Here is a 12,597-nt window from a genome sequence, read left to right on the forward strand (position 1 = left end):
GGGGCACCCTGGGTGCCCCGTGCCTTTCCCCATGAAACTTGCCCCCGCCCAACTCAACAAACACCTGCAAGGCCGCCTCGCGCCCGTGTACATCGTCAGCGGCGACGACCCGCTGCTGTGCCAGGAAGCTGCCGACGCCATCCGAAGCGCCGCCCGCCAGCAGGGGTTCGACGAACGCCAGGTGTTCAGCGCCGATGCCAACTTCGACTGGGGCAACCTGCTCCTGGCCGGGGCCAGCCTGTCGCTGTTCGCCCAGCGTCGCCTGCTGGAACTGCGCTTGCCCTCCGGCAAGCCCGGCGACAAGGGTGCCGCCGCGCTGATGGAATACTGCGCCAGGCCTGCCGAGGACACCCTGCTGCTGATCAGCCTGCCCAAGCTCGATGGCAGTGCGCAGAAAACCAAATGGGGCAAGGCACTGATCGAAGGCGAACACTGCCAGTTCATCCAGATATGGCCAGTGGATGCCCAGCAGTTGCCACAGTGGATCAACCAGCGCCTATCCCAGGCCGGGCTGTCCGCCCAACGCGATGCGGTCGACCTGATTGCCGCAAGGGTCGAGGGCAACCTGCTGGCCGCCGCCCAGGAGATCGAGAAGCTCAAGCTGCTGGCAGAAGGCAACCAGATCACCGTCGAGACCGTGCAGGCCGCCGTGGCCGACAGCGCCCGCTTCGATGTGTTCGGCCTGGTCGACGCCATCCTCAACGGCGAGGCGGCACACGCTTTGCGCATGCTCGAGGGCCTGCGTGGCGAAGGCGTAGAACCCCCGGTGATTCTCTGGGCACTGGCCCGCGAACTGCGCCTGCTGGCTGGACTGGCACAACAGTTCAGCCAGGGCGTACCGCTGGACAAGGCGTTCAGCCAGGCTCGACCACCGGTCTGGGACAAGCGCCGCCCGTTGGTGAGCAAGGCCCTGCAGCGCCTCTCGGCGCAACGCTGGAGCCAGCTGTTGCAGGATGCCCAGCGCATCGACGCGCAGATCAAGGGACAGGCCGAAGGCTCGCCGTGGACCAGCCTGGCGCGGCTATCGCTGCTGATGGCCGGCCAGCGCCTGGCGCTGCCGCCGGAGTGAATGGGCTGACACGATTGCCAAGGGTGCGGCACTTCACCGCACCCCTGCATTTTTTCCTATACTCCGCCGTACAATAGCCCACACGATTCCTGACCGGATCTCTCCATGCCCCCACGTCGGCACATTGCCTGGATAGCCTGCCTCGCCGTGCTGTTCAACCTGCTGGCCATGCCGCTGTCTTCGGCCGCGCCCAAGGGCCCGGCCGAACAGCTGCTGTGGGGGGCTTTCTGTTCGAGCATGGCGAACAAGGCCAAGGTCGATGTCCAGGCCCTGGCCAAGATCGACCTCGGGCCGCAAAGCGACGACAGCGCCAGCATGATGAACTGCTGGTGCTGTTCCGGCGCTGCGCCGCTGCTGGCCCTGCCCGGCTACCCAGCACAGTTGCACAACCCGCCGTTGCTGCTGGCCGAGGCGCCGTCGCCTGCCGCCGACTACCAGCCCACGCCGCGCCAGCTCTGGCCCGCGCTCAATCCCCGTGCCTCTCCGCTGGCCTGAGTTCACTACGCTGTCCATCAGACCCTGAACAGACCGGAGACTCACCATGCTCAAGCAAGCCCTCGTCCTGGCCGCCCTGCTGCTGCCCGGCGCCTACGCCAACGCCCACGAATACAGCGTCGGCGACCTGCACATCGCCCATCCCTGGTCGCTGGAACTGCCGCCGAACGCTCCGAATGTCGCGGCCTACTTCGTCGTGCACAACAACGGCAAGACCGATGACCGCCTGCTCTCGGTGGACACCCCGATCAGCAACGACGCGCAGTTGCATGAGCACACCATGAGCGCTGCCGGCGCCATGCGGATGCAACAGGTGCAGAGCGTGGTGGTGCCGGCCGGCAAGGACCTGACCTTCGCCCCCAGCGCCTACCACGTGATGATCATGCAGCCCAAGGACCGCAGCCTGCTGGTCGACGGCAAGCGCTTCCCGATGACCCTGCACTTCGAGAAGGCCGGTAACGTCACCGTCGACGTCGCCGTGCAGAAGCAGGCGCCCGCCGAACAGCAAGGGCACGAACACGCCCACTGATCGCTGAGCCGCGCTCGCCATGAGCCTGCCGCGCAACAGTTCCGTCCGCAGCACCCGCCCTGATCGCAGGCGCGTCGGTGGCGGCTGGCTGAGCCTGTTCGCCATGTGGATGATCTTCATCGGCCCACTGGTTTCCCAGTCGATGCCGATGGAGCACCACGCCGGCATGTCCATGCCGATGGACATGTCGATGAGCATGCCCATGGCGCATGGTCACGACGAGCACCACGGCCACGGCAACGATGGCCAGCTCCATGTCATGTGGGAAAAGTGCGGTTACTGCAGCCTGCTGTTCAACTGCCCCGCCCTGCCCCAGACCCTCAGCCCGCTCACGGCGGGCAGCCAGGTTCCCCCTGTCCACCTTCCCGTCGCCACGCGCCAGGGTCATGCCCGGCAGGCTGTATTCCCCGGCGCGCGCAGCCGCGCGCCACCCCGTCCGATCGTCGCTTGAAGCACATTGCAAACGCCCGGAGCCAGGAGGCTCCGCGCCGACTCACGACTGATCGACTGGAATCATTATGTCCGGCTGTACCCCTGTTTTTGCCCTTTCCCTGCGTGGGACCATCGCCGCACTGTGCGGCTCGCTGCTGGCACCGCTGGCCTTCGCCGCCGACAGCAGCCACGAAGGCCACGAGCACGACCTGGCCGAGCTGAGCCCGACGGTGATCACCGCCATTGCCCCGAGCTCGCCGCTGACCGTGGTCACCAACCCCAAGGATCCACGCCAGCCCGTGCCGGCCAGCGACGGCGGCGACTACCTCAAGACCATCCCCGGCTTCGCGGTGATCCGCGCCGGCGGCACCAATGGTGATCCCGTGCTGCGCGGCATGTTCGGCTCGCGCCTGAACATCCTCACCAATGGCGGCACTATGCTCGGTGCCTGCCCAGGCCGCATGGACGCCCCGACCTCGTACATCTCGCCGGAAACCTACGACCGCCTCACCGTGATCAAGGGCCCGCAGAGCGTGATCTGGGGTCCTGGCGGCTCGGCCGGAACCATCCTCTTCGAACGTGAGCCGGAGAAGTTCGGCGAGCTTGGCAGCCGGGTCAACGCCAGCGTGCTGGCCGGCTCCAATGGCCGCTTCGACAAGGTGCTCGATGCCGCTGCCGGCAACAGCCTCGGCTACGTGCGCTTCGTCGGCAACCAGTCGCACTCCGATGACTTCAAGGACGGCAATGGCGACACCGTGCCGTCGCGCTGGGACAAGTGGAACGGCGACGTCACCCTCGGCTGGACCCCAGACGCCGACACCCTGCTCGAACTCACCGCCGGCAAGGGCGACGGCGAAGCCCGCTCCGCCGGACGCGGCATGGATGGCTCGCAGTTCAAGCGCGAAAGCCTGGGGCTGCGTTTCGAGAAGTCCAACCTCGGCGACGTGCTCGACAAGGTCGAGGCGCAGGTCTACTACAACTACGCCGATCATGTGATGGACAACTACACCCTGCGTACCCCGTCGGGCATCGGCATGATGGGCATGCCGATGGTCAGCAATGTCGACCGCCGCACGATGGGCGCACGGATCAAGGCCACCTGGCGCTGGGCCGACGTGGAACTGGTCAGCGGCATCGACGCGCAGACCAACGAACACCGCCAGCGCGGCGGCATGGGCGTCAATGCGCACAAGGGCCAGCCGTGGAGCAAGGACGCCGACTTCCACAACTACGGCGCCTTCGGCGAGCTGACCTGGCATGCGACCGGTGAGGACCGGCTGATCACCGGCGCGCGCCTGGACCGTGCCTCGGCCCGCGATTTTCGCAAGGACAGCGCCACCCAGGGCGACACCCGCGCCGACACCCTGCCCAGCGGCTTCGTGCGCTACGAGCACGACCTGGCAGCGCTCCCGGCCACCACCTACATCGGCCTTGGCCATGCCCAGCGCTTCCCGGACTACTGGGAGCTGTTCTCGCCCAAGCGACCCCCCGCCGGTGCGGTGAATGCCTTCGACGGCATCAAGCCGGAGAAGACCACCCAGCTCGACTTCGGCATCCAGTATCAGGACGAGCGCCTGGAAGCCTGGGCCTCGGGCTATGTCGGACAGATCCGCGACTACATCCTGTTCGACTACCAACGCAACAGGATGGGCTCGTTCACCTCCCAGGCGCAGAACATCGACGCCCGTATCATGGGTGGCGAACTGGGCGCAGCCTACAAGCTGACCGAGAACTGGAAGGCCGACGCCACTCTGGCCTATGCCTGGGGCAAGAACAGCAGCGACGGCAAGGCCCTGCCACAGATGCCGCCGCTGGAAAGTCGCCTGGGGCTGACCTACAGCCGCGACGTCTGGAGCGTCGGCGCGCTGTGGCGACTGGTCGCCGAGCAGAACCGCATCGCCCAGAACCAAGGCAACGTGGTCGGCAAGGACTATGACAAGAGCGCCGGCTTTGGCGTGTTCTCGCTCAATGGCGCCTACAAGGTGAACAACAACCTCAAGCTCAGCGCGGGCGTCGACAACCTGTTCGACAAGGCCTACGCCGAGCACCTGAACCTGGCCGGGAATGCCGGGTTCGGCTACCCGGCGAACAGCGTGCAGCCGGTGAACGAGCCAGGCAGGACCTTCTGGACCAAGGTCGACTTCAGCTTCTGACAACAACCAAAGGGCGCGGGCCTGACCGCGCCCGACTCAGGTCCACGGGGGCTCCCATGAGCAAACCAAATGTTTCCTTCTACAACCTGGCGTGGCGCTGGCACTTCTATGCCGGGCTGTTCGTCGCGCCGTTCATGATCCTGCTGGCGATCACCGGGATCATCTACCTGTTCAAGCCGCAGCTCGACCCGCTGCTGTACCGCGAGCTGATGGTGGTCGAGGCCGGCCACCACCGCCAGGACGCCGACAGCCTGCTGGCCAGTGTGCGCAAGGCTTACCCACAAGGCCACGTCGGCCAGTACCTGCCACCGCTGGACGCCGGGCGCAGCGCCCAGTTCGTGGTGCATGACGGCGGCCGGGAACTGAATGTCTTCGTCGATCCATACAGCGCCAAGGTGCTGGGCGAGCAGGACGGCAAGCAGAACCTGCAGGCCATCGCCCGCGCCCTGCATGGCGAGCTGATGATCGGCACGCTCGGTGACCGGCTGGTGGAGCTGGCCGCAGGCTGGGGCATCGTCCTGGTGGTGTCCGGCCTCTATCTCTGGTGGCCACGCGGACGAAACAGCGCAGGCGTATTGTGGCCACGCCTCGGCGCGCGCGGCCGGGTGCTGTGGCGCGACCTGCATGCGGTCAGCGGTTTCTGGGGCTCGGCGCTGCTGCTGTTGATGCTGCTCAGCGGCATGACCTGGACCGGCCTGTGGGGCAAGCAGTACGCCGACCTGTGGAACCGCTTCCCGGCGGCCATGTGGAACGACGTGCCGAAATCCGACAAACAGGCGCGTGACCTCAACAATGCCCATCGCCAGACCGTGCCCTGGGCCCTGGAGAACACACCGATGCCGGTGTCCGGCGCCCACGCCGAACATGCCGGGCACCACATGATGGACCAGGCCCCGGCCGCACCGCAGCTGAGCCTGCAGCAAGTCGAGGACATCGCCACCCTGCGCAAGGTCGAGCCAGGCTACAGCATCACCCCGCCGACCAACGCCGACGGCGTGTTCACCATCGCGGTGTTCGCCGACGACCCGCGCAACGACGCCACGCTGCATGTCGACCAGTACACCGGCCAGGTGCTGGCCGATGTGCGCTGGCAGGACTACAGCCCGGTCGCCCGTGCCACCGAGCTGGGGGTGATGCTGCATGAAGGCAAGCTGTTCGGGCCGCTGAACCAGTTCGTCATCCTGCTGGTGTGCCTGATGATCCTGCTGGGCTCGGTGAGCGGGCTGGTGATGTGGTGGAAGCGCAAGCCGGCCAGTGGACTGGGGGTACCGCCGCTGCGCCATGACCTGCCGCGCTGGAAGGCGGCGGTGGGGGTGATGCTGGTGCTGGGCGTGGCGTTTCCGCTGGTGGGGTTGTCGATGGTGGTGATGTGGGGGGTGGATAGCCTGGTGGTAAGGCGCAAGGCCATGGCGCGGGCCTGAGCTTGCCGGGGGCGCTTTGCGCCCCAGGATGTGTGACCCATCCGTTGACCGCCGTCATGTCGAGCATCGCCCTGTACCGCCAAGATCGTGCCGATCTGCCGCACCCGCGATCGGAACGCGACGTGATAGCCTACTTGGCTTTCGCTCACAAAAAGACTGACCCTCAATGGAATGCAGCCTATGACCCGGACCTCCCAGACACCCTCCGAAGAGCAGCACCTGCAACGCAACCTGACCAACCGGCACATCCAGCTCATCGCCATTGGCGGCGCCATCGGCACCGGCCTGTTCATGGGCTCGGGCAAGACCATCAGCCTGGCCGGCCCATCGATCATCTTCGTCTACATGATCATCGGCTTCATGCTGTTCTTCGTCATGCGCGCCATGGGCGAGCTGCTGCTGTCGAACCTCAACTACAAGTCGTTCATCGACTTTTCCGCCGACCTGCTCGGCCCCTGGGCCGGCTACTTCACTGGCTGGACCTACTGGTTCTGCTGGGTGATCACCGGCATCGCCGATGTGGTGGCGATCGCCGCCTATACCCAGTTCTGGTTCCCCGAACTGCCGCAGTGGATACCCGCGCTGACCTGCGTGGCCGTGCTGCTGTCGCTGAACCTGGTGACGGTTAAGCTGTTCGGCGAGATGGAGTTCTGGTTCGCCCTGATCAAGATCATCGCCATCATGGGCCTGGTCGCCACCGGCCTGTACATGGTGGTCACCGGCTTCCAGTCGCCGAGCGGGCACACCGCGACCCTGACCAACCTGTGGAATGACGGCGGCATGTTCCCCAACGGCATGCTGGGCTTCTTCGCCGGGTTCCAGATCGCTGTGTTCGCCTTCGTCGGTATCGAGCTGGTGGGTACCACCGCCGCCGAAGCGAAGAACCCCGAACGCACCCTGCCGCGGGCGATCAACTCGATCCCGATCCGGATCATCGTGTTCTATGTACTGGCACTGATCGCAATCATGGCCGTCACCCCGTGGCGCGACGTGGTCCCGGGCAAGAGCCCGTTCGTCGAGCTGTTCGTGCTGGCCGGCCTGCCGGCGGCGGCGAGCATCATCAACTTCGTGGTGTTGACCTCGGCGGCCTCGTCGGCCAACAGCGGCGTGTTCTCCACCAGCCGCATGCTGTTCGGCCTGGCCCAGGAGGGCGATGCGCCCAAGGCATTCGAACGGCTGTCGCGCCGCTCGGTGCCGGCCAATGGCCTGTACTTCTCCTGCACCTGCCTGCTGCTGGGCGCGGTGCTGATCTACCTGGTACCCAATGTGATCGAAGCTTTCACCCTGGTGACGACGGTGTCGGCAGTGCTGTTCATGTTCGTCTGGACGCTGATCCTGCTGTCGTACCTGAGCTACCGCCGACAGCGCGCCGCGCTGCATGAACAGTCCACCTACAAGATGCCCGGCGGGCGCTTCATGTGCTACGTATGCCTGGTGTTCTTCGCCGGCATCCTGGTGCTACTGAGCCTGGAAGCCGACACCCGCTCGGCGCTGGTGGTCACGCCGATCTGGTTCCTGATCCTGGCGGTGACCTATCAGTTCGTGCGCAGCAAGCGACAGCCACGCAATAGCGTGCGAGGCGCGTCCGACAACTGATTCTCGCCCCATCGCGGGGCAAGTCCGCTCCCACGCAAGCCTGCCTCTGTATTGGTCAGGTTTGCATGGGAGCGGACTTGCCCCGCGATGCCTTTCAGGCCCTGAACTGCCCCAGGCTCGAGCGCAACTGCGCGGCCAGGTCGTCCAGCACCTTGCTGCTGGCCGTGGTCTGCATCACCACTTCGGCCGAACGCTCGGCCTGGGCATGAATCGTCTCCACCCGTCCACGCACCGCCTGCGCACCATTGGCCTGCTGCTCGGCCGCCCGGGTCGCCAGGCCAATGGCCGCATGCACCTGCTCCACCGCCGCCTGCACCGACTGCTGGCGCCGCTCGTTGTCACGCAGCACCAGCAAGCCTTCGCTGGCCTGGCGCCCAGCCTGGCTGATGGTCGCCACCGCCTCCTTGGCACCCTGCTGCAGGGCGGTGATGTGTGACTGGATATCCCCGGTCGAGCTCTGGGTCTTGCTCGCCAAGGCGCGCACCTCATCGGCCACCACGGCGAATCCACGCCCGGTCTCACCGGCCCGCGCCGCCTCGATGGCTGCATTGAGCGCCAGCAGGTTGGTCTGCTCGGCAATGCCATGGATCACCGTCAACACCACCTCGATCTGCTCGCTCTGCTTGGCCAGGCGTTCGATCACCTGCGAGCCGGTCTGCACCTCGCCGGCCAGGTTCTCGATCAGCCGCGCCAGCTGGGTGGAAGCACGGCTGTTCTCGTCGGTGGCCTGGCGGATGTCCACCACCTGCTGCAAGGCAGCCTGCATCGCGTGACTCTCGGCCTGGGCCTCATCGGCCATGCTCGACAGGTCGCGCAGGCTGGCCGCCACCTCGTCGCGCTGCAGCGCGGCCGCGGCATCGGCACCGGCATTGCGCTGGGCCATGCTGCCGATCTCCAGGCCGGTACGCTGGGCCACCTCGCCCGCCTCGCGCACGATGGGCTGCAGCTTGTCGACGAAACGGTTGACGGCCGATGCCATGTCACCGATTTCGTCGCGACTGTCGAGCGTCACACGCTTGGTCAGGTCGCCCTCGCCCGCCGCCAGGTCATCGAGCGCCGCGATCAGCAGGCGCAGCTTGCTCACCACCCGCCGCCCAAGCACCACGGCAACGACCAGCAGCACCCCCAGCCCCACCAGTACCAACCCCAGGCCGATGCGCCAGCGCAGCTCGCCGGCAGCATCACGGACAGTCTGCGCGGTATTGGCCTGCATCGCCGTGGCGCTGTGCTGGGCGGTCTCCAGGCGCGCGCGCAAGGCCTTGCCGCTGTCGGCCGCGGCCGCCACCAGGCTGTCGCCGACCAACTGCTCGCCGCTGGCGATCAAGGCATTGAAGCGTTGGTCGAGTGCCTGCAGCTCCTTGTCGACACCTGCGGTGGACACCCCCATCAACACCTTGCCGATCTCGGCGCCATTGGGATTGATCGACGCCTCGATGAAGTACACCGACGGATCCTTGCGCGCCGCATCCAGCACCTTGTCCAGCGTTCGCTCGCCCTGCCCCTTGTCGATCAGGGCCTGGTTGATCGGGTTCTGCCGGTTGAGGTAGCGCGTCAGATGCTGGCCCTGGGCATCGTCATAGATCACGAACAGCACGTTGGGGTTGCGCTGGGCACGGCGCGCAAAGTCCGAAAGCATCGGCGCGTCGTTGTCCCAGATCGCTCTCGGCGCCACCGAGGCCAGCAGCTCGGCCATGTCGTTGGCCGAATCCTTGAGGTTCTGCTCGAGGGTCGCGCGCAACTGCTGCTGCTCATCGTGCAGGCGACTGGAAAGACCGGCACTCAAACGCTGGCGAGTACTGGCGGAAAGGTTTTCAAGCCCGCTGCGAACGTCCTGGCCGGCCTGCCCCAGCTCAGAGGCCAGTTGGCGACTGTCATCGCCCAGGCGCGCCCCAAGGTCGGCCTCCAGGGCGGTGACCGTGCTCCGCGTCAGTGCAACGGCGACCAGCACCTGCACCAGAAGAGCGATACCAAGCGCAACAAACACAGGCCGCAAGAGGCGGCTTCGTAACAGTGAAAGGATGGCGGACACGTTGTAACCCTCGTGTTTCGGGTGCCATTACTCTGATGGCATCTACAGAAACTTCTTACAGCAAGGGTTATGCCTGAGACAGCAGGTATAAACGCCAAAGGGCAGAGAGGATAAAGGCATTTATGCGCGGCGCATGCGCGAGAACGGGCAGCGCACATGAAAACGCCGCGCCTCCTTGCGGGGGCGCGGCGTCGAATCAACTACCGAGGCAGCCGATCAGGCGAACGGGTGACGTAGCACGATGGTCTCGTTGCGGTCCGGGCCGGTCGAAATGATGTCGATCGGCGCGCCGATCAGTTGCTCGATGCGAGTGATGTAGGCACGCGCATTGGCCGGCAGTTCTTCCAGGGTCTTGGCGCCCAGGGTCGACTCGCTCCAGCCTGGCAGCTCTTCGTACACCGGCTGCAGGCCGATGTAGCTGTCGGCATCGGTCGGTGCTTCGATGACCGCACCGTGCTCGTCCTTGTAGCCAACGCAGATGTTGATGGTTTCCAGGCCGTCCAGCACGTCCAGCTTGGTCAGGCAGATGCCCGAGATGCTGTTGACGTCGATGGCGCGACGCAGGATCACGGCATCGAACCAGCCGCAACGGCGGGCACGACCGGTGGTCGAGCCGAACTCGTGGCCACGCTTGGCCAAGGTGGCGCCGGTCTCGTCGAACAGTTCGGTCGGGAACGGACCGGAACCGACACGGGTGGTGTAGGCCTTGGTGATGCCGAGGATGTAGTCCAGGTACATCGGGCCAACGCCGGAACCGGTGGAGATGCCGCCGGCGGTGGTGTTGGAGCTGGTGACGTACGGGTAGGTACCGTGGTCGATGTCCAGCAGCGAGCCCTGGGCGCCTTCGAACATGATGTCCTTGCCGGCGCGACGCAGGTTGTGCAGCTCGGCGGTGACGTCGAGCATCATCGGCTTGAGTTGCTCGGCGTAAGCCATGCACTCGTCCAGGGTCTGCTGGAAGTCGATGGCCGGCTCTTTGTAGTAATTGACCAGCTGGAAGTTGTGGTAGTCCAGCAGCTCGCCGAGCTTGGCGGCGAAGCGCTCGCGGTGGAACAGGTCACCGACGCGCAGGCCGCGACGCGCGACCTTGTCTTCGTAAGCTGGGCCGATACCGCGGCCGGTAGTGCCGATCTTGGCTTCGCCACGGGCTTTTTCACGCGCCTGGTCCAGCGCAACGTGGTACGACAGGATCAGCGGAGCCGCCGGGCTGATACGCAGGCGCTCGCGCACCGGTACGCCCTTCTCTTCCAGCTTGGTGATTTCACGCATCAGCGCATCCGGGGCAACGACCACGCCGTTGCCGATCAGGCACTGCACGCCTTCACGCAGGATACCGGACGGAATCAGGTGCAGAACGGTCTTCTCACCGTTGATCACCAGGGTGTGACCCGCGTTGTGGCCACCTTGGTAGCGCACGACGGCGGCAGCATGTTCGGTCAGCAGATCGACGATCTTGCCTTTGCCCTCATCACCCCACTGGGTGCCCAGGACGACGACATTCTTACCCATTACATTTGTCCTCATTCACGCAAACTTGGTGCCGGCCCACTGCCGGCGAAGAATCTCAATGGGTCAGCGGCAGAACCTGCCAGCGCCCGTCTTGCTGAATCAATTGCCGATCACAATCCGCCTCGAGAGCAGCACTCAGCGGTTGGCCAGGCAAAGCCTGGACCACGCGCTGGCCCTCGTTGCGCAACTGGCAGACTTGCTGCCAGAGGGCCGCATCGCTGCTGTCGGGCATCCAGATGCCGCCGGCAGGCAATACGACCTCCGCTCGCCCCAGTGTGACCAGGGTCTTCAAATCCGTGGAGAATCCAGTGGCCGGGCGTGCCCGGCCGAAATCGGCGCCGATGTCATCGTAGCGTCCGCCCTGGGCGATCGATTGACCGACGCCAGGCACGAACACGGCGAACACCACCCCCGTGTGATAGTGGTAGCCACGCAGCTCGCCGAGGTCGAAGTACAGCGGCAGGTCCGGGTAGCGCGCGGCCAGGCGATCGGCGATCGCCAACAGGTCGTCCAGCGCCGCCAGCACGCTGGCCGGAGCACGTCCCAGGCGCACGCGGGCCTCGGCCAGCACTTCACGGCCACCACACAGCTCGCACAGGGCACGCAGCATGTTGCCCAGATCCTTCGGCAGGTCGGCGGTCAGCGCCTGCACTTCGTCGATGGCCTTGCGCTGCAAGGCATCGAACAGCTGCTGCTCGACCGCCCCGGACAGGTTGGCGGCACGGGCCAGGCCACGATAGATGCCGACATGACCTAGGTCCATGTGTACATCGGCCACGTCAGTCAGTTGCAGCGTGGCGAGCATCAGGCTGATGACTTCGACATCGCTGGTCGGGCTGGCATCGCCGTACAGCTCGGCGCCCAGCTGGATCGGGCTGCGCGAAGTGGACAGGGCACGCGGCTGGGCATGCAGCACACTGCCGGCGTAGCACAGGCGGCTCGGGCCTTCACGACGCAGGGTGTGCGCGTCGATGCGCGCGACCTGCGGGGTGAAGTCGGCACGGAAGCCCATCAGGCGGCCAGACTGCGGGTCGACCACCTTGAAGGTACGCTGGTCCAGGTCCTGGCCGGCGCCGGTGAGCAGCGACTCCAGGTACTCGATATGCGGGGTGACGACCAGTTCGTAACCCCAACTCTGGAACAGGTCCAACACCTGACGCCGCGCGATCTCGATGCGCGCCGCCTCAGGTGGCAGTACTTCCTCGATGCCATCTGGCAGCAGCCAGCGGTCTACCGTTGCCATTACGCCATTTCCCCTCTGGTCCGGGCGGCCTGCCAATCCGGCGAGCCGTGAGTAAAGCAGGCATTGGCGCACAATAGCGGGCAGCACTGATCCCAGCGCAACCACCGTACCCAATACCCTC

The 12,597-nt window shown here is 65.8% G+C and carries 10 protein-coding genes; 7 read left to right on the forward strand and 3 right to left on the reverse strand.

Annotated features, from left to right (window positions below):
* The first annotated feature begins 31 nt into the window (after window positions 1–31).
* The 7 genes from holA to cycA all read left to right on the forward strand — a co-directional run bounded on the left by holA (window position 32) and on the right by cycA (window position 7,695).
* Window positions 32–1,069, forward strand: coding sequence for a DNA polymerase III subunit delta (gene holA, locus F3J43_RS18780; RefSeq protein ID WP_166890084.1), 1,038 nt, complete (start codon window positions 32–34; stop codon window positions 1,067–1,069).
* A 105-nt stretch (window positions 1,070–1,174) separates the two neighbouring features.
* On the forward strand, window positions 1,175–1,564 hold the full coding sequence (locus F3J43_RS18785; protein ID WP_166890087.1) for a DUF2946 domain-containing protein: 390 nt from the start codon (window positions 1,175–1,177) through the stop codon (window positions 1,562–1,564).
* Between the two features lie 46 nt (window positions 1,565–1,610).
* The gene (locus F3J43_RS18790) at window positions 1,611–2,093 is read left to right on the forward strand and encodes a copper chaperone PCu(A)C (RefSeq protein WP_166890089.1); all 483 of its coding nucleotides are present in this window, start codon (window positions 1,611–1,613) and stop codon (window positions 2,091–2,093) included.
* 19 nt (window positions 2,094–2,112) lie between these two features.
* Complete coding sequence (locus F3J43_RS18795; protein ID WP_166890092.1) at window positions 2,113–2,544, forward strand: DUF2946 domain-containing protein; 432 nt, start codon at window positions 2,113–2,115, stop codon at window positions 2,542–2,544.
* 67 nt (window positions 2,545–2,611) lie between these two features.
* A complete protein-coding gene (locus tag F3J43_RS18800) occupies window positions 2,612–4,678 on the forward strand; it encodes a TonB-dependent copper receptor (RefSeq protein ID WP_166890095.1) in 2,067 nt (688 codons plus the stop codon).
* A gap of 56 nt (window positions 4,679–4,734) precedes the next feature.
* Window positions 4,735–6,099: a PepSY-associated TM helix domain-containing protein gene (locus tag F3J43_RS18805; RefSeq protein ID WP_166890098.1), complete on the forward strand. Its 1,365-nt coding sequence runs from the start codon at window positions 4,735–4,737 to the stop codon at window positions 6,097–6,099.
* A gap of 171 nt (window positions 6,100–6,270) precedes the next feature.
* Entirely contained in the window at window positions 6,271–7,695 is a 1,425-nt protein-coding gene (cycA, locus tag F3J43_RS18810; RefSeq protein WP_502706620.1) for a D-serine/D-alanine/glycine transporter, read from the forward strand.
* Window positions 7,696–7,789: 94 nt separating this feature from the next.
* Here cycA and F3J43_RS18815 read toward each other — a convergent pair whose 3' ends face one another.
* From F3J43_RS18815 to F3J43_RS18825, 3 genes are all read right to left on the reverse strand, one after another.
* Window positions 7,790–9,679, reverse strand: coding sequence for a methyl-accepting chemotaxis protein (locus tag F3J43_RS18815; protein ID WP_353618255.1), 1,890 nt, complete (start codon window positions 9,677–9,679; stop codon window positions 7,790–7,792).
* 261 nt (window positions 9,680–9,940) lie between these two features.
* Window positions 9,941–11,233 (reverse strand): adenylosuccinate synthase, encoded by a 1,293-nt coding sequence (locus F3J43_RS18820; RefSeq protein ID WP_166890107.1) that lies wholly within the window; start codon window positions 11,231–11,233, stop codon window positions 9,941–9,943.
* A 55-nt stretch (window positions 11,234–11,288) separates the two neighbouring features.
* A complete protein-coding gene (locus tag F3J43_RS18825; RefSeq protein WP_166890110.1) occupies window positions 11,289–12,476 on the reverse strand; it encodes an ATP phosphoribosyltransferase regulatory subunit in 1,188 nt (395 codons plus the stop codon).
* Between the last annotated feature and the right edge of the window lie 121 nt (window positions 12,477–12,597).

Source organism: Pantoea sp. Cy-639 (assembly GCF_011752525.1).
Lineage (GTDB): Bacteria > Pseudomonadota > Gammaproteobacteria > Pseudomonadales > Pseudomonadaceae > Aquipseudomonas.